We start from the raw sequence: 23,543 nt of genomic DNA, 5'->3' as shown, positions 1-23,543 counted from the left end.
TGCTCGCCTCGTGGCGGGGCTCAGGCTGCGGGCATGCTCGCAGCTCGGCGGGGTTCACCCCGTGGTGCGGCTCAGGCGAAGACGCTGATCGAGAGCGCGCCGTCGCGCTCGGCGAGGTCCTCGGCGGAGTAGCTGTAGACGTGCTCGCGGGGAGGTGACCCGGCCGACCGCAACGTGATCGTGTACTCGTCGGCGATCTCGACGTCCTCGAAGACCGCCGTCCAGGTGCAGCCGCGATCTGACGACGTGCCGGCACCACCGACCGTCGCCTCGCCGAGCACGGCCTCGTCGGCGTCCACCGTCACTGTCGCGCCGTCGAAGAAGCTGCCCTCGTAGGCAGTCGCGGTGCAGTCGGTCGTCCGAGAGGTGCCGGCGTCGGTGAGCTGCACGGTGATACGGGGCGGGACGTCCGGGTTGCGCGGCATGGCCGTGGAGGCGATGACCGTGATGGCCGCGAGAGCTCCGACGGCGACCCCGCCCCACCGCAGCAGATTCCGTGACGTCAACGACTCTCCTCACACTCTCGAACCTGAGCCCAGTGTAAGGAGTCGGGCTCGAACGGACACGGTCAGGGACGACGGGCCAGGCGTGGCATCGACCACGTCCGGGCGGTCGTACCGCCGGACCTCGCCCCCTTGCCTGCCGGCCTCGCCGTGTCGGCCGGCAGGCCCGCCAGCATGCCGCGTCGTCCTCACCGCCAGACGGTCGGCCCGACGGCGCGGAGCCCTCAGTACTCGTTCGGCATGAGGACCCACAGGATGAAGTACACGAGGAACTGGCTGCCGGGCAGCACCATCAGCAGCAGCACGAAGAGCAGCCGAGCGGTCCAGGGGCTCAGCCCGAAGCGCTGGCCGAGGCCGGCGCACACGCCGGCGAAGATGCGGGTACGCCGGGGCCGGACGAGGCCGTTGCGGCCGACGGACTGACGGATGGAGCTCATGGTTTCCTCACTTCTTGGGGTCAACCACAACGGTGCCGCATCGGTCCTGCCCGCACCATCAGTGAACGCCCTGATATCTCCCTGATCCACGGCTGTGGCGGCGGACCCCGGCTCAGGCTCGACCGTGGCGCAGGAACCCGCGCTGCCGCTCATGCTCGTCCCTCACCCAGTGGTCCGCCAGCCGCGGCTCCTCCGCCGTGTCGAGATCCCGGCCGGCGGCGACCGCGTCGACATAGCGCCGGTCGGCGGCGAGCCGCTCGAGCGCGCCTGCGCGGTCTGTCACGTGGCCGTGGCCAGGGACGAGCATGGTCGTCGACGGTCGGACCAGCACCGAGGCCAGGCGGTCGAGGCCCTCGTGGTGGGCAGCGACCGGGTCCGCGACGTCGAGGTCGAGCAGCGGCACCTCGACGTCGGAGAGCATGTCGCCGGCGATCAGGACCGGCCCCGCCACGAGGGCGGCATGTCCAGCGGCGTGCGAGGGGTGCTCGACCACCTCCACCGGTGGGCCGGACCAGGGCACGGCCGTCGCACCGGACGCGAGAGCGGCGAGCCTGTCGGTCGTCGGTGCCGTGCCCGGCACGTCCGCGGCGGCCTCGACGCGCAGCCGCGGCAGGTGCTCGCGGGCATACCGTGCGGCGTCGGCCGTGGCCCAGCGCGGGACGCTGCCCAGGTCGCGATGCCACAGCAGGTGGTCCCAGTGCGCGTGCGTGACGAATCCGGCGACCGGGTGCCAGCCGCGGTGCGCCAGCGCCGCTGCGAGCGCGCCCACCTCTCCAGCGGTCAGCGCCGGATCGACGACGAGGCACGCGCCGTCGCCGGCCACGAGCACTGTCGACGTCGTGGTGTAGGTGGTCGCGGTGGCCACGTGGACGCCGGGCGCGACCTCGACGAGCGCACGCACCCCGACCGCTCAGCGGTAGCCGTGCGCGGCGAGATGTGCGGCGCCGACGATCCCGGCGGTGTTGCGCAGGCCGGCGGGCACGATGGGCGCCTTGGTGCGCAGCAGGGGCAGGAACTTCTCGTGCTTCTTGCTCACGCCGCCACCGACCACGAGCAGGTCCGGGGAGAAGAGCATCTCGACGGTGTCGTAGAAGCGCTGCAGCCGCCCGGCCCACTCCTCCCAGCTGAGGTCCTCCGCCTCCTTCACCGAGGACGCGGCCCGGTCCTCGGCGTCGTGACCGTCGATCTCGAGGTGCCCCAGCTCGGTGTTCGGCACCAGCGTGCCGTCGACCACCAGGGCCGAGCCGATCCCGGTGCCGAGGGTCGTCACCAGGACGACGCCCGGAACGTCCTTCGCCGCACCGAAAGCGACCTCGGCGATCCCCGCGGCGTCGGCGTCGTTGACCCCGATGACCTCCCGGCCGGTCGCGTCGCTCATCAGCTCGGGGACGTCGACACCCTGCCAGGACTCGTCCAGGTTGGCGATGAAGGGCACCACGCCGTGCTTGATGGGCGCGGGGAAGGTGAGACCGACCGGCGTCGTCGCCGGGATGTCGAAGGCCGCGACCAGCTCGGCCACCGTGGCGGCCACCGCGCGCGGCTTCGAGGGCTGCGGCGTCGGGATCCGCAGGCGCTCGCCGATGAGCTCGCCCGTGGCGAGGTCGACCGGCGCGCCCTTGATCCCGGATCCGCCGATGTCGATGCCGAAGCCGACGGCAGAGGTGGTCGGGGCGGTCATGGTGCTCCTCGTCGGTGGCTCAGGCTCGGGGATCTGCAGGCTCAGGGTCTGCAGGATCGGGGTGGACGTGCGTCAGGGCAGGGTCAGGATCTCGGCGCCGTCCTCGGTGACGACCAGCGTGTGCTCCCACTGGGCCGTGCGCGAGCGGTCCTTGGTCAGCACGGTCCAGCCGTCGTCCCACTGCTCCCAGTCGATGTCGCCGAGCGTGAGCATCGGCTCGATGGTGAAGACCATGCCGGGCTCGATCACGTCGTCGTAGCGCGGGGCCGAGTCGTAGTGCGGGATCACCAGGCCGGAGTGGAAGGCCTCGCCGACGCCGTGACCAGTGAAGTCACGGACGACGCCGTAGTCGAAGCGGCGTGCGTACGCCTCGATGACCCGGCCGATCACGTTGACGGCGCGACCGGGCTTCACCGCCTTGATTCCTCGCTCCATGGCGGTCTTCGTGCGCTCGACGAGCAGGTGCGACTCCTCGTCGACCTCGCCGACCTCGAACATGGCGTTGAGGTCACCGTGCACGCCGTCGACGTAGGCGGTGATGTCGACGTTGAGGATGTCGCCGTCACGCAGCACCGTCGAGTCCGGGATGCCGTGGCAGATGACCTCGTTGACGGAGGTGCACAGGGACTTGGGGAAGCCCATGTAGTGCAGGGTCGACGGGTAGGCGCCGTTGTCGACCAGGTACTCGTGGCCCACCCGGTCCAGCTCGTCGGTGGTCACCCCGGGCGCCACAGCCCGGCCGACCTCGACCATCGCGCGGGCGGCGATCTGCGAGGCCCGCCGGATCCGCTCGATCGTCTCCGGCGACTTCACCTCCGACGCCGTCACCCGCTCCGGGCCGGTGCGGCCGACGTACTCGGGCCGCGGGATGGAGGCCGGGACGTCGCGGACGGGGGAGACGGTCCCGGGGGCCAGGGTGCCCCGGGGAGCGCGATCGGCGAGCATAGGCTGGAGTCTACGGATCACCGGGCCGACCACTGGAGGGACGTTCATGGAGAGCAGCGAGCGCGAGTTCTACTACAACCTCAGCACCGGCCAGGTGGAGGAGGGCAAGGTCACCGGCGCCTCGGACCGCATGGGGCCCTACCCGACGGCGGAGGCGGCGGCCCAGGCGTTCAGCAGGGCGGAGGCCCGCAACGAGGAGTGGGACGCCGAGGACGAGGCGTGGGAGGACGAGCAGTAGGTCCGCGCTCGGCTACTTCTCGTAGCTGTGCTCGGCGGCGGGGAAGGTGCCCTCGCGCACGGCCCGCGCGTAGTTCCGGGTGGCGGCGAACAGCTCGGCACCCACCTCGCCGAAGCGCTTGGCGAACCGCGGCGACCAGCCGGTCATCCCGGCCATGTCCGTCCACACCAGGACCTGGCCGTCGCAGTCGGGGCCGGCACCGATGCCGATGGTGGGCACGTCGAGCACCTCGGTGACCCGTGCGGCCACCGGGGCGGGCACCATCTCCAGGACGACGGCGATGGCTCCTGCCTCCGCCAGCGCCAGGGCGTCGGCGACGAGCTGGTCGGCGGCCTCGGCCCCGCGGCCCTGCACGCGCTTGCCACCCAGCATGTTCTCCGACTGCGGGGTGAACCCCAGGTGCCCCACGACCGGGATGCCCGAGCGGGTGAGGAGCTGGACGTGCTCGGCCAGGTGCGCCCCGCCCTCGAACTTCACCGCGTGCGCGCCGCCCTCCTTGAGCATCCGTACGGCGCTGGCGTGGCACTGCGCGGGGGATGCCTCGTAGGAGCCGAAGGGCAGGTCCGCGATGACCATCGCGCGCCGGCTCGACCGCGACACGGCCCGTACCGCGGGGATCATCTCGTCCACGGTGACGGGGATGGTGGTCGGGTGGGCGAGCATGTTGTCGCCCATGGAGTCACCGACGAGCAGCATGTCGATGCCCGCCTCGTCGAAGATCCGGGCGGTCACCGCGTCGTAGGCGGTCAGCATCGTGAGCGGCTCGCCACGCTCCTTGGACTGGCGCAGGTGGTGCACGCGCACCCGGCGGGGCACCGGCACCCCGCCCGCGGCGTCGGTGGGGGTTCCGGCTGTGCCGTCACTGGTGGTGGTACCGGTGTCGGGGTCCGCCGGTGGCGTGTTCTGGGTCATCGGTTCTGCTCCTGCGTTCTCTGGCGGACGCCGGTCTCGACGGCGAAGGTTCGGCGGGCGGTCACGGCCGGACGCCGTCGGGTGCTCGCTTCGACGCGTCCCCGGTCGGCGGTGCCATGGGGCACACCCTATTGCCGGTACGTGTGCCCGGCGCACCTGCCCCGTCCCGCCGGCCCGTGTGCGGCGGGTGCGCCGGCACACCCCGTGCCGCCCGAGAGGTGGCGACTGTGCCGTGCGAGGCTGCACCTGCGCAGCCCGTGCCGCCCGAGTCGGGGTGCCGGTGCCGCGCGACGGCGCCCGTGCGACATGATGGGGCCTGCGGCGGGCGAGCCCGCCGGACCCGGCCGCCGGCCCTCGGCGGTACCTCCGATCGCCACGCAGTCAGGAGCCGATGGATGGACAAGCAGCAGGAGTACGTGCTCAGGGCGATCGAGGAGCGCGACATCCGCTTCATCAGGCTGTGGTTCACCGACGTGCTGGGCGTGCTCAAGTCCGTGGCGATCGCCCCGGCCGAGCTGGAGGGGGCGTTCGCCGAGGGCATCGGGTTCGACGGCTCGTCCATCGAGGGTCTCTCGCGCGTGTACGAGTCGGACATGCTCGCCCGTCCCGACCCGGCCACGTTCCAGGTGCTGCCCTGGCGCGGCGAGGAGAACGGCGTCGCGCGGATGTTCTGCGACGTGCTCACCCCCACCGGCGAGCCGGCCAGGTCCGACCCGCGCAACGTGCTCAAGCGCGCCCTGAGCAAGGCGGGCGACGCGGGGTTCACCTTCTACACCCACCCCGAGATCGAGTTCTACCTCTTCGAGAGCGTCTCCTCGCCCGACCAGCCGCTCGTGCCCATCGACCGGGGCGGCTACTTCGACCACGTGGCCCGCGGCACCGCGCACGACTTCCGCCGCGACGCGATCACCACGCTGGAGTCGATGGGCATCTCGGTCGAGTTCTCCCACCACGAGGCCGGTCCAGGGCAGAACGAGATCGACCTGCGCTACGCCGACGCGCTGAGCACCGCCGACAACATCCAGACCTTCCGCACCGTGGTCAAGGAGGTCGCCCTCCAGCAGGGCGTGCTCGCGACCTTCATGCCGAAGCCGCTCGTCGACGCCCCCGGCTCGGGCATGCACACCCACATGTCGCTGTTCGAGGGCGATCGCAACGCGTTCTACGACCCGTCGGGGGAGTACCAGCTCTCCGCCACCGGCCGCGCGTTCATCGCGGGCCTGCTGCACCACGCCGGGGAGATCACCGCCGTGTGCAACCAGTACGTCAACTCCTACAAGCGGCTGTGGGGCGGCGGGGAGGCACCCAGCTACGTCTGCTGGGGCCACAACAACCGGTCGGCCCTGGTCCGCGTGCCGATGTACAAGCCGGACAAGGGCGGGTCGGCCCGGGTGGAGTACCGCGCCCTGGACTCGGCTGCGAACCCCTACCTCGCCTTCGCCGTCCTTCTCAACGCGGGCCTGAAGGGCATCACGGAGGGGTACGAGCTGCCCGAGGGGGCCGGCGACGACGTCTGGGCGATGAGCCGTGCCGAGCGCAAGGCGCTGGGCATCCAGGCGCTGCCCAACTCGCTGCGCCAGGCGGTCGAGCTCATGGAGGGCTCCGAGCTCGTCGCCGAGACCCTGGGCGAGGACAGCTTCGAGTTCTTCCTGCGCAACAAGCGCTCCGAGTGGGAGGACTACCGCAACCAGGTCACCGCCTTCGAGCTGCAGCGGTTCATCCCCTCGCTGTGAGCCGGGGCTCCGCGACGGTTCCGGACCGGGAGGTGAGGGGGCGTGGTGCGTGAGGTCTCGACGACGTCGGCGCTGCGCCGGCTGGGCTTCGCCGAGCCGGGCGTCGCGGCCGCGCGCCTCGAGGACGCCGTCCTCGCCCCCGCCGTCGCGGCCGCGGCGGCCGGTTCGCCGCTGCCCGAGGCCCTGGGGGCGACGGCGGACCCGGACCGTGCCCTGCTGACCCTGCTGCGGCTCGCCGAGGCGGCGGCCGAGGCCGGGACCGCCGACGACCTGACGACGGTGCTGGCCGACGACGGTGTCCACCGGCGCCGCCTGCTCGCCGTGCTGGGGGCCTCGGCCGCGCTGGGGGACATGCTCGTGGCGCGGCCCGAGGACGCCGGGCTCCTCGCCCACCGCGCCGACGAGGTCCCGGTGCTGGACCTGCTGCCGGCGGACGAGCGCGAGCGCGCACTGCGCGCCGTCGGCGCCGATCCGGGTGACGACGTCCCGGTCGCACAGGTGGGCGGCGCGGAGGGCGCGGCGACGGTGCGTCGCACGTACCGCCGTCGCCTCCTCGAGATCGCCGCTGCCGACCTGACGAGCCCGGACCCGCTGGCCGACCTGCCGAAGGTCGCTGCCGCGATGGCCGACATCGTGGCCGGCGCGCTGGACGCCGCGCTCGCGGTCGTCCGGGCGGACAACCCCGAGGCGGCGCAGGTGCGGCTGGCGGTCCTCGGCATGGGGAAGACGGGCGGGCGCGAGCTCAACTACATCTCCGACGTCGACGTCGTCTACGTCGTCGAACCGGCCGACGCGACCACCGAGCACGACGCCGTCGCCCGGGGGACCAGGCTCGCCACCGCGCTCGCGGCAGCGGTCTCGGCCCCCGGTCCCGAGCCCGCGCTGTGGCCGCTGGACGCGAACCTGCGCCCCGAGGGCAAGGACGGGCCACTCGTGCGCACCCTCGCCTCGCACGTGGCCTACTACGAGCGCTGGGCCAAGGCGTGGGAGTTCCAGGCGCTGCTCAAGGCGCGCCCGGTCGCCGGGGACCTGGCCCTGGGGGAGGCGTACTGCGCGGCGCTGGCGCCGCTGGTGTGGACCGCCGTCGAGCGGGAGCACTTCGTCGAGGACGCCCAGGCGATGCGCCGGCGGGTCGAGGCGCACGTGCCGGCCGCCGAGGCGGACCGCCAGCTCAAGCTCGGCAAGGGCGGGCTGCGCGACGTCGAGTTCACGGTGCAGCTGCTGCAGATGGTGCACGGGCGCACGGACGGACAGATCCGCTCGCGCAGCACGCTGGAGGGGCTCGCGCAGCTGGCGGCGGGCGGCTACGTCGCGCGGGACGACGCGCAGCAGCTGGACCACCACTACCGGTTCCTGCGGGTGCTCGAGCACCGCATCCAGCTCCATCGGATGCGGCGCTCGCACCTGGTGCCGACCGGCGAGGCCGACCTGCGCCGCCTCGGGCGGTCCATGCGGGTCGACGGGGTGGAGGGCGCCGGCAGCCTGGAGGAGCGGTGGCGACAGGTCCGGCGCGAGGTCCGCCACCTCCACGAGGAGATCTTCTACCGTCCGCTGCTGCCGCTCACCGCCCAGCTGAGCGCGGACGACGTCGCCCTCACGCCCGAGGCGGCGCGCGCCCGGCTCGCCGTGATCGGGTACCACGACCCCGAGGGGGCGCTGCGGCACATCGCGGCGCTCACCGAGGGGATCTCCCGCCGTGCCACGATCCAGCGGCACCTCCTTCCGGTGATGCTCGGGTGGTTCGGGCAGGGGCCCGAACCGGACGCCGGTCTGCTCGCGTTCCGCAAGCTCTCCGAGACCATGGGCACCACGCACTGGTACCTGAAGCTGCTGCGCGACTCCGGCGGCGCCGCCCGCCGCCTGGCCACGCTGCTCTCCGGCAGCAGGTACGTCGCGGAGGCGATCGCCCGGCTGCCCGAGGCCGTCGCGTGGCTCGACGACGCCGCCGACCTGCGCGGACCGACGGCGTTGGCGCTGGGGGCAGAGCTGGCCGCGCTGCAGGCCAGGCGCGAGGACCCGGTGGAGGCCGTCCTCGCGGCACGCTACCTGCGCCGTCGGGAGCTGCTGCGGGCCGCCATCGGCGACGTGCTCGCGGCAGGCACGGGTGGGGACAGACGGGCCCCGGCGATGATCACCACCGCCGCGGACGTCGCGCTCCAGGGGGCGCTGCGGGTGGCCGTTGCGCAGGCGACGGCGGAGGCGGGGCTGGACGAGGCGCCGTCGCGGTACCTCGTGGTCGCGATGGGACGCCTCGGCGGGCAGGAGATGAGCTACGCCTCCGACGCCGACGTGCTCTTCGTGCACGACCCGCTGCCGGGGGTCGACGAGGGGGTCGCCACGCGGACGGCGCTGGCGGTCGCGACGGCGGTGCGGAGCCTCCTGGGTTCGACGGGGCCCGAGCCGCCGCTCGAGGTCGACGCCGGGTTGCGCCCGGAGGGCCGCAACGGCCCCCTGGTGCGCACGCTGGCGGCCTACGCGGAGTACTACGAGCGATGGGTCGAGCCGTGGGAGCGCCAGGCGCTGCTCCGGGCGCGGCCGGTGGCGGGCGACGACGACCTGGCCGGGCGCTTCGAGGCGCTGATCGCGCCGCTGCGCTACCCCGAGGAGGGGCTCTCGGAGAGCCAGCTGCGTGAGCTGCGCCGCATCAAGGCGCGGGTGGAGTCCGAGCGGATGCCGCGCGGGGTGCCGCCGAACCGGAACCTGAAGCTGGGCCCGGGCGGGCTGAGCGACGTCGAGTGGACCGTGCAGCTGCTGCAGCTGCAGCACGCCGGCGCGGTGCCGGAGCTGCGTACCCCGGTCACCCTCGACGCCCTCCACGCGCTGCACGAGGCCGGTCTGGTCGGTGTGGCGGAGGCCGAGCGGCTGGCGGACGCCTGGCAGCTGGCCTCGCGGGTCCGCGACGCGATCGTCCTCGGGACCGGCCGGACCACCGGCCGGCGGACCGACGTGCTGCCGCACGAACCGGTCGAGCTCGAGGTGGTCGCCCGGCTGCTCGGGTTCGAGCCCGGCGGCCGGCTGGACCTCGAGGAGCACTACCTGCGCACCGCACGGCGGGCCCGCACCGTCGTCGAGGAGCTCTTCTACGCCTGAGGAGCCTGCCGCAGTCCGCCGGCACGCGCTACCGTCGACCCACCCGGCACCGCCGGGCCGCGTCGACCCGTCCGACGCCGACCGCTTCCCGACGGGAGGTGGCAGGTGACCGTCCCGGTGCTCGACACCAAGGTCCGTATCCCGAGGCGACGGACCGGGACTGTCGACCGCACCCGGCTGCTCGACGTCCTCTCCGGGCTCCCGGACGCCCGCCTGACGCTCCTCTCCGCACAGGCGGGCTTCGGCAAGACGACCCTGCTGACCGAGTGGCTCGCGACGGACCCCGTCGCCGGCCGCTGCGTCGCCTGGGTCTCGCTCGACACGCGTGACAACGACCCCGCCGTCTTCTGGCGCTACGTCGTCGCGGCCGTCCATGCGGCGGCGCCGGACGCCGGGGCCCGGGCGCAGGCCCTCCTGCAGTCCCGCCGGACCACCACGGAGCGCGTTCTCGCCACCCTCGTCAACGACGTCGGTGCCCGCGCGGACGATCTGACTCTCGTCCTCGACGACTACCACGTGATCGACTCGCCCGAGGTCCGCGACGGCGTGGCCTTCCTGCTGGAGAACCAGCCGCCGACGCTGCACGTGGTGATCGCGAGCCGCGCCGACCCCGCCCTGCCGCTGGCGCGGTGGCGGGCACGCGGCGACCTCGTCGAGGTCCGTGCCGACGACCTGCGCTTCACCACCGCCGAGACGGCCTCCTACCTCACCGGGGTCATGGGCCTGACGCTCACCCCGGACCAGATCGCGAGCCTGGACGAACGCACCGAAGGATGGATCGCCGCGCTGCAGCTCGCGGCGTTGTCGATACGGGGCCGGGGCGACGTCGCCGGGTTCGTCGCGGAGTTCGCCGGCGACGATCGCCACGTGGTGGACTACCTCGCCGAGGAGGTCCTCCAGGGCCAGCCGGTCGACGTCCGCGACTTCCTCCTGCAGACCTCCGTCCTCACCCAGATGTCGGGCTCGCTCTGCGACGCCGTGACCGAGGGGCACGGCTCCGCGGGGCTGCTGGAGACGCTCGACCGGCGCAACCTGTTCGTGGTGCCCCTCGACGACCGGCGCCGCTGGTACAGGTACCACCACCTGTTCGCCGACGTATTGCGGGCCCGGCTCGTGGGCGAGCGGCCGGCGGAGGCTGTCGCCGCGCTCCATCGGCGTGCCAGCGCCTGGTACGAGACGAACGGCCCGCGGAGCCTGGCGATCCACCACGCACTGGCCGGCGGGGACGCCGCCCGGGCCGCGGACCTGCTCGAGGTCGTGCTGCCCGAGCTGAGCCGCGACCGGCAGGAGGTGACGATGCGGGCGTGGATCCAGGCGATCCCCGACGACATCCTCCGGACGAGACCCGTGCTCAGCGTCGCCTACGCCGGTGCGCTGATGGTCCGCGGCGAGGTCGAGGGGGTCGAGCAGCGTCTGCGCGACGCCGAGCAGTGGCTGCGCCCGACGCGCTCCGGGGAATCGGTGCCCACGACACCGATGGTCGTCGTCGACGCCGAGGCGTTCCGGCGCCTGCCGGGGGCGATCGCCGTCTACCGGGCGGGCCAGGCGCACGTCACCGGTGACGTGCCAGGCACCATGGCGCACGCCGGGCGGGTCCTCGAGCTGGCCGGGCCGGAGGACCACGTCGACCGTGGGGCGGCGCAGGCCCTCCTGGCGCTGGCGTGCTGGACCAGCGGTGACCTGGCGGCTGCGGAACGCTGGTACACCGAGGCGGTCCGGAGCCTCGCCCGGGCCGGTCACTACGCCGACGTCCTGGGCTGCCGCCTCGGCCTGTCCGACGTCCAGGTCGCGCGTGGCGGGCTCCGCGACGCCATGGCGACCTTCGAACGCGGGCTCGCGATGGCTGCCGAGCACGGTTCCCCGCCGCCGCGGGGGACGGGCGACATGCACGTGGGTATGGCGAGGCTCCTCATCGAGCAGAACCGGCTCGACGACGCACGTGACCACCTGCGCGCGAGCGAGGAGCTGGGTGAGCTTCTCGGACTGCCGCAGAACCGGTACCGGTGGTGCCTGGAGAGCGCGCGGCTCTGCCGTGCCGAGGGCGACCCGCAAGGCGCGCTCGACCTCCTCCACGACGCCGAGGCGGTCTTCACCACGGACTACTCGCCCGACGTCCGCCCGCTCGCGGCCGTGCGGGCACGCGTGCTGGTCGCGCTCGGCGCGGTCGACGAGGCGCTCGAGTGGGTGCGGCGGGAGGGGCTCTCCGCGGACGACGACCTGACCTATGTCCGGGAGTTCGAGCACCTGACCCTGGCCCGGGTGCTCCTGGCCGTCGCCCGCGCCGGGCGCCCGCGTGGCCATCCCGACCCCAGGCGCCTCCTGACGCGCCTGCAGAGCTCGGCCGAGGACGGCGGACGCACGGGCGCCGTCGTCGAGGCTCTCGTGCTCCAGGCCCTCGCCCACCATGCGGCCGGCGACGCAGATCCTGCCGTCGACGCGCTCGACCGGGCCGCGCGGCTGGCGGAGCCCGAGGGGTACGTGCGCCTCTTCCTCGACGAGGGCGACGCTCTCTCGGCCCTGCTCGGCGCACTGGTGCGGCGGGCCCCGGCCGGGCACTACGCGCACCGGCTGGCCGCGGCGGCCGCCCCTCTCGCGCCCGGTCCACGAGCGACACCCCGGGCGGCCGGAGTCGTCGAGCGGCTGAGCGCCCGCGAGCTGGAGGTCCTGCGGCTGCTCACCACGGACCTCGACGGGCCCCAGATCGCCCGCGAGCTCGTGGTCACGCTCAACACCGTGCGGACCCACACGAAGAACATCTACGCCAAGCTGGGCGTGAACAACCGTCGGGCGGCCGTCCGCCGAGCCGGCGAGCTCGACCTCCTCTCGCGGGGCAACGACAGACCCTGAGGAACGAGGGTCTCGACGACGCCAGGACCTGCTGAGGACCTGCGCACCCCGGGCGTCGTCGCCCGAGCCCTGACCTGGGACTTCTGTGCGGGCGACCCCACGCCGGCACGACGCCGTCCTCGCAGCGGGGTCTGCCGAGGATCACCCTACAGATCACCACATCTGGGGATCCGTCCTCACCACACCGGTCCCTAGCGTGCGAGCACACGGACGGACGCAGACCTGAAGGAGTGCCATGAACCCCGAGCGGCCCGAGCAGCAGCGGTACGAGATCCGCGTCCAGGGCCGTCTGGATCAACGGTGGTCGGCCTGGTTCGACGGCCTGGACCTCACCAGCGACGGCGACGGGACGACGACGATCCACGGGCCGGTCGTCGACCAGGCCGCGCTGCACGGCGTGCTGCAGAAGCTGCGCGACACCGGGCTGTCCGTCATCTCCGTGGTCCGGGTTCCCGCCGGTCCGGCCCGCGGCACCACATCCCGCAGTTCCTGACCCATCAAGGAGACCCCATGCCTACCCATCCCACGCTGCCGACGCCGCCTCGCGTGCACCTCGTGAGCGTGCCCCGATGAGGGCCGCCGTCTACCGGCGGTTCGGCCCGCCGCACGTCGTGCAGGTGGCGGACGTCGCTCTTCCGCCCGTCGGGCCCGGCGAGGTCCTGATCGAGGCCCGCGCAAGCACGGTCAGCTCGGCGGACCGCCGCGCCCGCAGCCGCGACGTCCCACCAGGGCTGTGGATACCGTCGGCCCTGACCCTCGGGGTGCTGCGGCCGAGGCGCCCCGTGCTCGGGATGGATGTGGCGGGGGTGGTCGCCGCGGTCGGGTCGGACGTCACCCGGTTCGCGCCCGGCGACGAGGTCGTCGCGATGCTCGGCAGCCGCTTCGGCGGGCACGCCGAGTACGTCGTGGTCCCGGAGAGCGGCGCCGTCACCACGAAGCCCTCCACCATGGGCTTCGAGGACGCGGTCACCCTGGTCTTCGGCGGCATCACGGCGAGGGGCTACCTCGGCCAGGTCGACGTCCACCCCGGCACCACCGTGCTCGTCAACGGAGCCGCCGGGGCGGTCGGCACGGCCGTCGTCCAGCTCGCGCGGTACGCCGGTGCTCACGTCACCGCCGTCTGCAGCGTCCGCAACATCGACATGGTGACCGCACTCGGGGCCGACCGGGTCATCGACTACGCGAGCGCGGACTTCCTCGCCGAGAAGGCCGCGTACGACGTGGTCGTCGACTGCGTCGGAAACGCCTCCTTCCCGCGAAGCCGGCACCTGCTCGCCCCGGGCGGAGCACTGCTGCTGGTGGTCTCCGACCTGCGCGGGGTCCTCTCGGCCGGCTGGTACACGCGCCGCTCGGGACACCCGGTGATCACCACCCCGGGCCCATGGCGCGTAGAAGACCTGGCCCACCTGGTCGCGCTCGCCGAGTCCGGCGACTACCGGCCGGTGCACGACCGGACCTTCGACCTTTCCGACGTCGCCGCCGCACACCGCCACGTCGACGCCGGCAAGCGGGCCAACGTCATCCTGCGGATCTCGGACGGCGGCCCGCGTCGGCACGATCACGCCGAACCGGCGTCCGCAGCGCTCCGCGCGGCGTCCGGCTCCCACCCAGAGAGGCTGAACCGATGATCGAGGCACACGCACTCACCAAGCGCTACGGCGAGAAGACCGCCGTGGACACCGTCAGCTTCACCATCGCCCCGGGTTCGGTCACCGGCTTTCTCGGTCCGAACGGCGCAGGCAAGTCCACCACGATGCGGATGATCGTGGGACTCGACCGCCCCTCCGCCGGCACCGTCACCGTGAACGGCAGGCCCTACGACCGGCACCGTTCGCCGCTGCGCGAGGTGGGGGCACTCCTCGACGCCAAGGCGGTGCATCCCGGTCGCAGCGCCCGTTCCCACCTGCGGACCATGGCCGCCACCCACAGCATCCGCAAGAACCGCGTCGACGAGGTCATCGAGATGACAGGGCTCGCCAACGTCGCGGACAAGCGGGTGGGCGGCTTCTCCCTCGGCATGGGCCAGCGGCTCGGCATCGCCGCAGCGCTGCTCGGCGACCCACGCACACTGATCCTCGACGAGCCCGTCAACGGGCTCGACCCCGAAGGGGTGCAGTGGGTCAGGCAGCTCGTCCGCGGCCTCGCAGCCGAGGGACGCACCGTCTTCCTCTCCTCGCACCTGATGAGCGAGATGGCGCAGACGGCCGACCAGCTCCTCGTCATCGGCCGCGGCCGCATCATCGCGGCCGGCCCGGTGCAGGAGGTCATCGACTCGGTGTCCGGCGCGGGTGTGCGTGTGCGCTCGCCACGAGCCGCCGAGCTGCAGGCCTTGCTGCAGGCCGAGGGCATTGCCGTGACGTCCCCAGAGGCCGGGACGCTCGACCTGGTCGGGACGAGCGTCGAACGGGTCGGTGACCTGGCCTTCGCCCACGCCATCCCGCTCCACGAGCTCAGCCCGCGCAGCGGCAGCCTCGAGGAGGCCTACATGAGCCTCACCCAGGACGCGGTCGAGTACCGCTCCGAGCCGACCGCAGCACGTCCGCGCACCACCTCCGAAAGGGGCCAGGAACGATGAGTACCGCCGTCACCACCACCACCATCATCACCGGCACTCCGACGCGGACCGCGGGTCCCACCGTCGACGCCCGCAGCAGCTTCCGCGGCGTCATGCGCGGGGAGTGGATCAAGCTGCTCTCGCTCCGGTCGACCTGGTGGTCCCTCGGCGCGACCGTCGCGCTAATGGCGCTCGTCTCCCTCGCGGCAGCCATGTCGCTGGACGCCATGACCGAGGACCCAGCGATGTCCCAGGCAGTCGCCCAGATGCACGGTGCCGACGTCATCTCCGGCGAGTTCCAGATCGGGATGCTCACCATCGCGGTGCTCGGCGCGCTCCTCATCACGGGGGAGTACTCAACGGGCATGGTCCGATCGACGTTCGCCGCCGTCCCCACCCGCACCCCGGTGCTGCTGGCCAAGGCGATCGCACTCGTCGTCCTCACGACCGCCGTGACCGTCGTCGGCGTTGCGCTCTCGTACCTGGTCACCCTGCCGCAGCTGTCCGAGTACGGCCTCGTACCTGCCCTCGACGACGCCGTGACCTGGCGGGTGGTCGGCGGCACCGTCTACTTCCTCGTCGCGTCCGCGCTGTTCTCCCTCGGCGTCGGAACTCTCCTGCGTTCCACCGCCGGGGCTGTCACTGTCTCGCTGACCGTCCTGCTCCTGCTGCCCGGCATTCTCAGCTTCATCAGCCTGGACTGGGTGGAGACGATCGTCAGCTACCTCCCGCTCCCGGCCTCCGCGGCTTTCGTCACCGCTGCGGAGACCTCGGTCCGCGGCGCCGATCTGAGCGCCGGTGCGGGGCTGGCGGTCGTCGCTGCCTATGCTGTCGTCCCGCTCGTGGCCGCCGGCGTGGTGCTGCGCCGCCGCGACGTCTGACCCCAACCGGACCGGCTCGAGCACCAGCAGCAAAGGTCGGAGCTCCTCCCTGTGCGGGAGGAGCTCCGACGTTTTCAGGGCCATGCCGGGAGACATGGTGAGAGGAACTCCGACGGTCGTCTCTGAGACCGTGCCGGGAGACTCGGGCAGAAGAGCTCCGACGGTCGCCTCTCGGGCCTATGCCGGGAGACGTGGGGAGAGGAACTCCGGCGGTTGCCTCTCAAGCCCATGCCGGAGCCGCGGGGGAGGGCTGGCAGCGGCCCCGATGCTCAGAGGTCGTAGTACATCTCGAACTCGTGGGGGTGCGGCCGCAGTCGCAGCGGGTCGATCTCGTTCGTGCGCTTGTAGTCGATCCAGGTCTGGATCAGGTCGGGGGAGAACACGTCGCCCTCGGTGAGATAGTCGTGGTCGGCCTCGAGGGCGGCGAGGGCGCCGGGGAGCGAGTCCGGGAGCTGGGCGATCTGGGCGTGCTCCTCGGGCGGCAGCTCGTAGAGGTCCTTGTCGATCGGGTCCGCCGGTTCGATGCGGTTCTTGATGCCGTCGATCCCGGCCATGAGCATCGCGGAGAAGGCGAGGTACGGGTTGGACGACGGGTCCGGCACCCGGTACTCGACGCGCTTGGCCTTCGGTGAGGACCCGGTGACCGGGATACGGATGCAGGCAGAGCGGTTGCGGGCCGAGTAGACCAGGTTCACCGGCGCCTCGAAGCCGGGGACGAGGCGGTGGTAGGAGTTCACCGACGGGTTGGTGAAGGCGAGCAGGGACGGCGCGTGCCTGAGCAGGCCGCCGACGTACCAGCGAGCGAGGTCCGAGAGTCCGCCGTACCCGCGCTCGTCGAAGAACAGCGGCTTGCCGTCCTTCCAGAGCGACTGGTGAGAGTGCATGCCGGAACCGTTGTCCCCGAAGAGGGGCTTCGGCATGAAGGTGGCGGACTTGCCTGCCGCCCAGGCCGCGTTCTTGATGACGTACTTGAACTTCATGACGTCGTCGGCCGCTGCGCGCAGTGTGTCGAAGCGGTAGTTGATCTCCTGCTGTCCCGCGGTCCCGACCTCGTGGTGAGCCCGCTCGACCTCCAGGCCGACCTGCTGCATGACACGGACCATCTCGTCGCGCAGGTCGGCCATCTGGTCGTTCGGTGAGACAGGGAAGTAGCCGCCCTTGTAGCGGGTCTTGTAGCCGAGGTTCCCGCCCTCCTCTTCGCGGCCGGTGTTCCAGGCGGCCTCGTTGGAGTTGAGGTAGTAGAAGCTCGAGTGCTGGGTGGTCTGGAAGCGCACGTCGTCGAACACGTAGAACTCGGCCTCGGCGCCGAAGTACACCGTGTCCGCGATGCCGGTGCTCTTGAGGTAGGCCTCGGCCTTGGCGGCGATGTTGCGCGGGTCGCGAGAGTACGCCTCGTCGGTGAAGGGATCGACGATCGAGAAGTTGACGACGAGGGTCTTGTGCTTGCGGAACGGGTCCACGAAGGCGCTGGTGACGTCGGGGACGAGCTTCATGTCGGACTCGTGGATGGCCTGGAAGCCGCGGATCGAGGAGCCGTCGAACATGAGGCCGTCGGTGAACGCGTCCTCGTTGAAGGCCTCGACCGGGATGTTGAAGTGCTGCATGACCCCCGGCAGGTCGCAGAAGCGGACGTCGACGAACTTGACGTCCTGCTCCTTGGTGAAGGCGATGGCCTCCTCGGCGCTGGAAAACATCCGTGAACTCCTTGTTGTGGACTCGCTGCCCGGATGGGAACACCCATGAAACTAGTGCGGCGCCGTTTCTCCGGTGTCACCTGAATGTGTCGGGCATGTTACGCCCGGGCGGCGCGGTGTCAGACGCGTCACAGCGCTGAACGGTCGGGCAGAGAGAACCGGCCACATGTGGGAGATCCGGCCGGGCCGGCGGCTCCGCCAGGCGGATGGTCAGCTGTGCGAGAAGCTGGGCTACTGGCTCCTCATCGAGGGTGGCTCGCCCGCCTGTCCCACCCCCTCGGGGTCGGATGTCAGTGGCCCGAACTAGTGTTTGAGACATGCTCGAGGACGAGGTGTCGGGGTCGGCCGGTGGTGCACCGGTCGGGCCGGACGGCGTGCCGGTCGACGGCGGCGTGCCGGTCGTCGGGCGGGACGCGGTGCCGGTGGACGGGCCGGCCGACGCCGTGGAGTTCTCGCCGCTCGAGGCGCGTGTGCGCGGGCGGGTCTCGTCTTATCGTCGGGCGGTCGGCGTGGTGTGCGTGGACGCCCGGCGTGTGACGGCGACCGGCTGCGCCGCCGGCGGGTCCGGGGTCGACTTCGCTCGGCCGCCCGGTGTCTGGGAGCTGGAGTCGATGGTCCTGGACCCCGACGAGGTCGATGCACGGAGGTCGCCGCACGGGCTCGTCTCGGTCGCCGCCCGGTTCTTGGAGGACCAGCCCGGTGGTCCGGTCCTGGCACACGTGCTGGCCGCGCTCGAGCCCGCCGGGGTCGGCGAGCAAGAGCTGATCGAGGCGATCGCGGGGTTCGAGCGTCTGGCGTCGTGGGCGATGTCGACCCAGGCCAGGTTCGTCGCGGAGCTGACCGACCGGCGCGGGAGCGGCTCGAACGCGTTGACCGAGGCCGGTGCGGAGATCGGCGCCCGCCTGGGCACCACGACCAAGGCGGGGGAGGCGAAGGTCCACTTCGCCTCCGGGTTGTGCCTGTTCCCCAAGGTCGCCGACGCGTTGACGACCGGGACCATCGACACCAAGAAGGCCGGGATCCTGTCGTCCCGGGAGCCGGGGATGAGTATCGAGGACTACCGCAAGGCCGTGGATGAGCTGCTGGACCAGGCCGGCGAGCTGTCCGGGACGAAGCTCAAGGCCCGGCTGCGCAAGGCCGCGCTGACCATCGACCCCGACGCGGGAGCGAAACGTCGGGTCAAGGAGCACGCGGACCGGCGGGTGGTCTTCGACCCGGCCCCGGACGCCATGGCCTGGATCAGCGCCTACGTACGCGCCGATGACGCCGCCCGGGTCCGCACCATCCTCGACGCGGTCGCCAAGGCCGCGAAAGGGAACAAGGACACCGACCCCAGGACCCTGGACCAGGTGCGGGCGGATGCGTTCGTGGACGTCTTCACCACCCTGGCCGCCAAGGGCGTCGACCTCACCGGCCACCCCCTGCCCACCCGCACCGGCGGGGGTGTGTCGGTGCAGGTCACCGTCGGGGCCGGGACCCTGCTGGGTGTCGATGACGAGCCGGGCATGCTGGGTGGGTACGGGCCGATCCCGGCCGACCTGGCCCGTCAGATCGCGCAGGACGGGACGTGGCGGGCGCTGTTCACCGACGCCGATGGCCAGTTCCGTGCCCTGGGGACGAAGAAGTACCGCCCCGGCGCGGACCTGACCCGCACGATCGTCGCCCGGGATGTGACGTGTACCTTCCCGGGATGCCGCCAGCCCGCGGTGTGCTGCGACCTCGACCACATCGTCGCCTACGACCCGGCGTGCGCGGCGCGGATCGCGCAGACCACCGAGGTCAACCTCCACCCGCTGTGCCGGCGGCATCACAACCTCAAGACCAACAAGAAGTGGGGCGCCAGACGCGCAGCGGACGGGACGATCGTCTGGACCGCACCCACCGGCCACACCTACCGACGCCGCCCCGAACCCATCCCCGGCACACCCACCAGCCGTAGCGCCGCCGGCGGCGGCGGAGGTCCAGATGGCGGTGGAGCCGGCGGCCGGGGCAGCGGCGGCGGAAACAGCGGCGGCGCCAGCCCACCCGACCCCCAGCAGAACGCTGACGACACCCCGCCGTTCTGACAGCCATTCCCCTCGAAGGCTGTGTTTTCTGAGTCCGGTGTACGACGACTGCTGACGCCTGGCGACGCTAGTGCGCAGACGTGGGCCGGCAGACGTGGGCCGCAAGTGCGGGCCGTTCGACGGACGGCGTCCGAAGCACCGGCTCCGGATAGGTACGCTCGCTGGGTGCCCGAGAATCCCCAGCTGCCCCCCGTCGCGGGCTTGGGCCGACGGCTCGTCGCGCTGGCCGTCGACTGGGCGATCGCCTCCGCGATCAGCGCTGGCTTCTTCGCCTACGACCCCCTGGCCACGCTCGGAGTCTTCGCCGTGATGACCTGGCTGATGCTCGCCACCCTGAGCGCATCCATAGGGCATGTGGTGCTCGGGCTCGGTGTGCGAACCCCCGGCCGCGGACCTGCCGGTCCGTTACGCGCACTGGTTCGGACGGTCGCGCTCTGCTTGGTGATTCCGGCGGTAATCTGGGGACCCGACGGCCGGGGTCTTCACGATATGTGGGCGGGAACTGTCATCACGAGAATCCGGTGAACCGCGCGGCGAGCTGACGACCGTGCCGTCCTCATGCCGATGACCGTTCCATCCACGCGCTGATGCCGCCGCTCTCGCCCTGACGACAGTGCCGTGCTCACGCCGATTGTCGACACCGCTCTCGCCCTGACGACCCTGTCCTTCACACGCTGACGTGCGTGTCCTTCACGCGATGACGGCCGTGCCGTCCCCGCGCTGACGACCGTCCGGTTCACACCGCTGCGCCGCCGCAATGGCGAACGGCACCGCCGCGCGAGAGACGGTGCCGCGGGGCGCGATGCTGGGTCAGCGGCCGCGCATGCCCTTGCGGTCAGGGCGAGCCTTCATCGGGTCGACGCCCTTGGGGATAGGCATCCGCGCGGAGCCGAGCGCCTGGAGACGCTTGGAGACCTGTGCCACCTCGGCCGTCGTCAGCGTGTTCTTCAGCTTCTGCACGGTGCGGACGAGCTTGCCGATCGGCACCTGGCCTTCGGCGTTGCCGTACTGGACGAAGTGCACCGGCACATTCGGGGCGACGCGGGACACCTTGCGCTTCTCGTCGTCGAGCATCCGCTTGACACGGTGCGTGGGCCCCTCGGAGACGAGCACGATGCCCGGTCGGCCGACCAGGCGGTAGACGAGGTCCTGGGTGCGCGGGTTGACGGCGACCGGCTGCTCCTCGATCGTCCAGCCCCGGCGGATCTGGCCGAGCGCAGCGCCGGCAGCCCCGGGCTGGCCGTCGATCTGCGAGTAGCTGGCCTTCCGCGTCTGCGTGGCCAGCACGATCATCATGACCATCAGCGCGAGGAGGAGCCCGAAGAAGCCCATGTACCACGGGTGTCCCCATGCGAACCCGATGACGAGCGCGACGCCCATCACCAGGACGAAGACCCCGATCAGCATCCAGGTGATGGTCGGGTTGACCTCACGCGTCAGCCGGTAGGCGTCCCGGACGTTGTGGTACCAGCGCTGCTTCTTCTCTTTGGGCGCGGCGGAGGACCCCTCGACGCCGGCGCTCTTCTTCTTGCGGACCATGATCAACAAGGATACCGGCCCTCCAGGCTCCGACCCGCCCCTGTGCAGGGGCGCGCCGGGCGCGCTGGGGCGCATGGAGCCGGTGGTCGCTGTCAGCCCACCAGGGCGGCGGCCTCCTGGCGCGACGTGGTGGCCTCCGTCAGGTGCTGCAGCGCGGCCGGCACCTCGAGACCCTTCTTCACCATCGCCCTGCCCCACAGGCGGCCCGCGCGGTAGCTGGAGCGGACCATCGGTCCTGCCATGACGCCGAGGAAGCCGATCTCGTCCGCGATCTCCGACAGCTCGACGAACTCCTGCGGCTTGACCCAGCGCTCGACGGGGTGGTGCCGCACGGAGGGACGCAGGTACTGGTTGATCGTCAGGAGGTCGCAGCCGGCGTCGCGCAGCATCTGCATCGCGTCGACGACCTCCTCGAACGTCTCTCCCATGCCGAGCATGAGGTTCGACTTAGTGACGAAGCCGTCGTCCGCCGCCGCCGTGATCACCCGCAGCGAGCGCTCGTACCGGAAGCCCGGACGGATGCGGCGGAAGATCCGCGGCACGGTCTCGAGGTTGTGCGCGAGCACCTCCGGCCGCGACGAGAACACCTCGGCGAGCTGGTCGGGGTCGGCGTCGAAGTCAGGGATGAGGAGCTCGACGCCGGTGCCCGGGTTGAGCTCGTGGATCTGGCGCACGGTCTCGGCGTACAGCCAGGCTCCGCCGTCCTCCAGATCGTCGCGCGCCACCCCGGTGATCGTGGAGTACCGCAGGCCCATCTCCTTGACCGACCGGGCCACCTTGAGCGGCTCCATGCGGTCCAGCGGCGACGGCTTGCCCGTGTCGATCTGGCAGAAGTCGCAACGGCGGGTGCACTCCGAACCGCCGATGAGGAACGTGGCCTCGCGATCCTCCCAGCACTCGAAGATGTTGGGGCAGCCGGCCTCCTCGCAGACGGTGTGCAGGCCACCGCCGTGCACGAGCTGCTTGAGCTCCCGGTACTCCGGCCCCATGACGGCCTTGGTCTTGATCCACTCGGGCTTGCGCTCGATTGGGGTCTCGGCGTTCCGGGCCTCGACTCGCAGCATCCTGCGGCCCTCGGGAGCGATCGTCACGTCTGGTCCGTCCTTTGGTGGCGTGTGGTGCGCTTTCGATCCTACGACGCCGGCGCGGCGGTCACCTCGACGGGTGGGACGAGCGCCTGCCCGTGGCCAGCACCACGAGCGGCGACGCCGGGCACGCCGGCCCTCGTGAGCGGGCCGAGCGTGGCCTGGAGCTCACGCCCCAGCAGGTCGACGACGTCGAGGACGCCGAGCGGTCTGCCGGTCTCGGCAGCGAGCGAGGTGACATCGGCGTCGTCGATACCGCACGGGACGATCCGGTCGTAGACGCCCAGGTCGGGGCAGACGTTCAGGGCGATGCCGTGCATCGTCACACCTCGGGCGACGCGCACCCCGACGGCGCAGAGCTTGCGGTCCCGACCACGGTCGTCGGCCAGCACCCACACCCCGGAGCGGCCGGGCACGCGGGCGGTCCGCACGCCGTACGTCGCGGCGACGTCCATGACCGCCTGCTCCAGCGCACGGACGTAGGCGACGACGTCGACAGGCTCGCGCAGCCGGACGATCGGGTAGGCGACGAGCTGCCCGGGACCGTGCCAGGTGATGCGCCCGCCCCGGTCGACGTCGATGACCTCGGTGCCGTCGCCGGGCCGGTCGCGCCGCGCCGTCCGCTTGCCGGCGGTGTAGACGTCGTCGTGCTCGAGCAGGAGCACCTTGTCGCCACGTTCGCCGGCAACGACGTCGGCGTGCACGCGTCGCTGCATGTCCCAGGCCCACCGGTAGTCGACCAGCCGTGTCCCCAGGTCCACGCGCTCCAGCTCCACGTCGTGATCCTAACGCTCGGCAGCGGCACCCCCGGGCCTCCGGGTCGGTCCCTGCTCGACCAGCAGGACGAGCAGTTCTCGCAGGATGGTGACCTGGTCGGGAGTGAGCGGGCCCGCGACCAGTGCCTCCACGGCGGCGGTGTCGTCGAGCGCAGCAAGGGCAGCACTGCCGGTCTCGGTGATACTCACGGCCTGCCGGCGACGGTCCGTGGCGTGCCGTCGACGAGCGACGTAGCCCGAGCGCTCGAGCCCGGCGAGCATCCGGCTGACGGTCTGCTCGGTGACCCCGAGCGACTCGGCGACCTCACGCTGGGAGCGCGGCCCGCCGGCCAGGACCGCCAGGAGGGGAAGCGAGGCGTGCGTGAGCGACCATCGCTCCAGGTAGGCGTCCCAGGCCCGCTCCGCACGGCGCGCGGCCGCCGACAGGAGTCGGCCGGTCGGCCACTGGGCCGGCGGGTCCGAGACGCCGGGACCGCTGAGCCGGTGGGAGGCTTCGTCCGCACGTGGGGCCTCGTCGAGGTCCGGGCTGTCGGTCGTCACATGGTCCTCTCAGGGGCCGGAGCCC

Annotated in this window: 21 protein-coding genes; 10 read left to right on the top strand and 11 right to left on the bottom strand. The window is 72.0% G+C overall.

Annotated features, from left to right (window positions below; genetic code table 11):
• Positions 1 to 71: 71 nt before the first annotated feature.
• The 5 genes from GD748_RS12555 to map form a co-directional block, all read right to left on the bottom strand.
• Positions 72 to 506 carry a hypothetical protein gene (locus tag GD748_RS12555; RefSeq protein ID WP_152195518.1) on the bottom strand — a complete coding sequence of 145 codons (435 nt, stop codon included), beginning with the start codon at positions 504 to 506 and terminating at the stop codon, positions 72 to 74.
• Between the two features lie 221 nt (positions 507 to 727).
• Positions 728 to 940 carry a PspC domain-containing protein gene (locus tag GD748_RS12550; RefSeq protein WP_152195517.1) on the bottom strand — a complete coding sequence of 71 codons (213 nt, stop codon included), beginning with the start codon at positions 938 to 940 and terminating at the stop codon, positions 728 to 730.
• 112 nt (positions 941 to 1,052) lie between these two features.
• Positions 1,053 to 1,841, bottom strand: coding sequence for an MBL fold metallo-hydrolase (locus GD748_RS12545; protein WP_152195516.1), 789 nt, complete (start codon positions 1,839 to 1,841; stop codon positions 1,053 to 1,055).
• Between the two features lie 9 nt (positions 1,842 to 1,850).
• On the bottom strand, positions 1,851 to 2,618 hold the full coding sequence (gene ppgK, locus GD748_RS12540; protein WP_152195515.1) for a polyphosphate--glucose phosphotransferase: 768 nt from the start codon (positions 2,616 to 2,618) through the stop codon (positions 1,851 to 1,853).
• 72 nt (positions 2,619 to 2,690) lie between these two features.
• A complete protein-coding gene (gene map, locus GD748_RS12535) occupies positions 2,691 to 3,563 on the bottom strand; it encodes a type I methionyl aminopeptidase (RefSeq protein WP_152195514.1) in 873 nt (290 codons plus the stop codon).
• Between the two features lie 46 nt (positions 3,564 to 3,609).
• On the opposite strand from map, the gene GD748_RS12530 reads away from it, so the two are divergent.
• Positions 3,610 to 3,801, top strand: coding sequence for an SPOR domain-containing protein (locus GD748_RS12530; RefSeq protein WP_152195513.1), 192 nt, complete (start codon positions 3,610 to 3,612; stop codon positions 3,799 to 3,801).
• Between the two features lie 12 nt (positions 3,802 to 3,813).
• Here GD748_RS12530 and panB read toward each other — a convergent pair whose 3' ends face one another.
• A complete protein-coding gene (panB, locus tag GD748_RS12525) occupies positions 3,814 to 4,713 on the bottom strand; it encodes a 3-methyl-2-oxobutanoate hydroxymethyltransferase (protein ID WP_152195512.1) in 900 nt (299 codons plus the stop codon).
• Between the two features lie 395 nt (positions 4,714 to 5,108).
• Here panB and glnA (GD748_RS12520) point away from each other — a divergent pair, with 395 nt between their 5' ends.
• The 7 genes from glnA (GD748_RS12520) to GD748_RS12490 all read left to right on the top strand — a co-directional run bounded on the left by glnA (GD748_RS12520) (position 5,109) and on the right by GD748_RS12490 (position 15,818).
• Positions 5,109 to 6,446, top strand: a complete 1,338-nt coding sequence (gene glnA / locus GD748_RS12520) for a type I glutamate--ammonia ligase (RefSeq protein WP_152195511.1) — start codon at positions 5,109 to 5,111, stop codon at positions 6,444 to 6,446.
• Positions 6,447 to 6,488: 42 nt separating this feature from the next.
• Positions 6,489 to 9,536, top strand: a complete 3,048-nt coding sequence (locus GD748_RS12515; protein ID WP_226921273.1) for a bifunctional [glutamine synthetase] adenylyltransferase/[glutamine synthetase]-adenylyl-L-tyrosine phosphorylase — start codon at positions 6,489 to 6,491, stop codon at positions 9,534 to 9,536.
• A 105-nt stretch (positions 9,537 to 9,641) separates the two neighbouring features.
• The gene (locus GD748_RS12510) at positions 9,642 to 12,383 is read left to right on the top strand and encodes a LuxR C-terminal-related transcriptional regulator (RefSeq protein ID WP_152195510.1); all 2,742 of its coding nucleotides are present in this window, start codon (positions 9,642 to 9,644) and stop codon (positions 12,381 to 12,383) included.
• A gap of 235 nt (positions 12,384 to 12,618) precedes the next feature.
• The gene (locus GD748_RS12505) at positions 12,619 to 12,876 is read left to right on the top strand and encodes a hypothetical protein (RefSeq protein ID WP_152195509.1); all 258 of its coding nucleotides are present in this window, start codon (positions 12,619 to 12,621) and stop codon (positions 12,874 to 12,876) included.
• A gap of 76 nt (positions 12,877 to 12,952) precedes the next feature.
• Complete coding sequence (locus GD748_RS12500) at positions 12,953 to 14,011, top strand: NAD(P)-dependent alcohol dehydrogenase (RefSeq protein WP_152195508.1); 1,059 nt, start codon at positions 12,953 to 12,955, stop codon at positions 14,009 to 14,011.
• Entirely contained in the window at positions 14,008 to 14,958 is a 951-nt protein-coding gene (locus GD748_RS12495) for an ABC transporter ATP-binding protein (protein WP_152195507.1), read from the top strand. The genes GD748_RS12500 and GD748_RS12495 overlap by 4 nt, the downstream gene beginning before the upstream one ends.
• On the top strand, positions 14,955 to 15,818 hold the full coding sequence (locus GD748_RS12490) for an ABC transporter permease subunit (RefSeq protein ID WP_152195506.1): 864 nt from the start codon (positions 14,955 to 14,957) through the stop codon (positions 15,816 to 15,818). The genes GD748_RS12495 and GD748_RS12490 overlap by 4 nt, the downstream gene beginning before the upstream one ends.
• 269 nt (positions 15,819 to 16,087) lie before the next feature.
• On the opposite strand, the gene glnA (GD748_RS12485) is transcribed toward GD748_RS12490, so the two are convergent.
• Positions 16,088 to 17,512, bottom strand: a complete 1,425-nt coding sequence (gene glnA / locus GD748_RS12485; RefSeq protein WP_152195505.1) for a type I glutamate--ammonia ligase — start codon at positions 17,510 to 17,512, stop codon at positions 16,088 to 16,090.
• A 317-nt stretch (positions 17,513 to 17,829) separates the two neighbouring features.
• On the opposite strand from glnA (GD748_RS12485), the gene GD748_RS12480 reads away from it, so the two are divergent.
• Both GD748_RS12480 and GD748_RS12475 read left to right on the top strand, forming a co-directional pair.
• The gene (locus GD748_RS12480) at positions 17,830 to 19,578 is read left to right on the top strand and encodes an HNH endonuclease signature motif containing protein (RefSeq protein ID WP_152195504.1); all 1,749 of its coding nucleotides are present in this window, start codon (positions 17,830 to 17,832) and stop codon (positions 19,576 to 19,578) included.
• A gap of 165 nt (positions 19,579 to 19,743) precedes the next feature.
• A complete protein-coding gene (locus GD748_RS12475) occupies positions 19,744 to 20,103 on the top strand; it encodes an RDD family protein (protein ID WP_152195503.1) in 360 nt (119 codons plus the stop codon).
• Positions 20,104 to 20,388: 285 nt separating this feature from the next.
• Here the strand turns inward: GD748_RS12475 and GD748_RS12470 are convergent, their stop codons facing one another.
• The 4 genes from GD748_RS12470 to GD748_RS12455 form a co-directional block, all read right to left on the bottom strand.
• On the bottom strand, positions 20,389 to 21,117 hold the full coding sequence (locus GD748_RS12470) for a DUF4191 domain-containing protein (protein WP_152195502.1): 729 nt from the start codon (positions 21,115 to 21,117) through the stop codon (positions 20,389 to 20,391).
• Positions 21,118 to 21,209: 92 nt separating this feature from the next.
• Complete coding sequence (lipA, locus tag GD748_RS12465; RefSeq protein WP_152195501.1) at positions 21,210 to 22,208, bottom strand: lipoyl synthase; 999 nt, start codon at positions 22,206 to 22,208, stop codon at positions 21,210 to 21,212.
• Between the two features lie 41 nt (positions 22,209 to 22,249).
• The gene (lipB, locus tag GD748_RS12460) at positions 22,250 to 22,978 is read right to left on the bottom strand and encodes a lipoyl(octanoyl) transferase LipB (protein WP_152195500.1); all 729 of its coding nucleotides are present in this window, start codon (positions 22,976 to 22,978) and stop codon (positions 22,250 to 22,252) included.
• Between the two features lie 9 nt (positions 22,979 to 22,987).
• Positions 22,988 to 23,518, bottom strand: a complete 531-nt coding sequence (locus tag GD748_RS12455) for a MarR family winged helix-turn-helix transcriptional regulator (protein WP_152195499.1) — start codon at positions 23,516 to 23,518, stop codon at positions 22,988 to 22,990.
• Positions 23,519 to 23,543 lie beyond the last annotated feature (25 nt).

The organism is Georgenia subflava (assembly GCF_009193155.1).
GTDB classification, from domain to species: domain Bacteria; phylum Actinomycetota; class Actinomycetes; order Actinomycetales; family Actinomycetaceae; genus Georgenia; species Georgenia subflava.
Note: the sequence above shows the minus strand (reverse complement) of the source record. Positions and strands in the feature narration are given on the sequence as shown.

Coding starts and splice junctions, on each gene's coding strand:
- GD748_RS12550 (WP_152195517.1), bottom strand. CDS start 940: ATGAGCTCCATCCGTCAGTCCGTCGGCCGCAACGGCCTCGTCCGGCCC.
- ppgK (WP_152195515.1), bottom strand. CDS start 2,618: ATGACCGCCCCGACCACCTCTGCCGTCGGCTTCGGCATCGACATCGGC.
- map (WP_152195514.1), bottom strand. CDS start 3,563: ATGCTCGCCGATCGCGCTCCCCGGGGCACCCTGGCCCCCGGGACCGTC.
- GD748_RS12530 (WP_152195513.1), top strand. CDS start 3,610: ATGGAGAGCAGCGAGCGCGAGTTCTACTACAACCTCAGCACCGGCCAG.
- panB (WP_152195512.1), bottom strand. CDS start 4,713: ATGACCCAGAACACGCCACCGGCGGACCCCGACACCGGTACCACCACC.
- glnA (WP_152195511.1), top strand. CDS start 5,109: ATGGACAAGCAGCAGGAGTACGTGCTCAGGGCGATCGAGGAGCGCGAC.
- GD748_RS12505 (WP_152195509.1), top strand. CDS start 12,619: ATGAACCCCGAGCGGCCCGAGCAGCAGCGGTACGAGATCCGCGTCCAG.
- GD748_RS12500 (WP_152195508.1), top strand. CDS start 12,953: ATGAGGGCCGCCGTCTACCGGCGGTTCGGCCCGCCGCACGTCGTGCAG.
- GD748_RS12495 (WP_152195507.1), top strand. CDS start 14,008: ATGATCGAGGCACACGCACTCACCAAGCGCTACGGCGAGAAGACCGCC.
- GD748_RS12490 (WP_152195506.1), top strand. CDS start 14,955: ATGAGTACCGCCGTCACCACCACCACCATCATCACCGGCACTCCGACG.
- glnA (WP_152195505.1), bottom strand. CDS start 17,512: ATGTTTTCCAGCGCCGAGGAGGCCATCGCCTTCACCAAGGAGCAGGAC.
- GD748_RS12480 (WP_152195504.1), top strand. CDS start 17,830: ATGCTCGAGGACGAGGTGTCGGGGTCGGCCGGTGGTGCACCGGTCGGG.
- GD748_RS12470 (WP_152195502.1), bottom strand. CDS start 21,117: ATGGTCCGCAAGAAGAAGAGCGCCGGCGTCGAGGGGTCCTCCGCCGCG.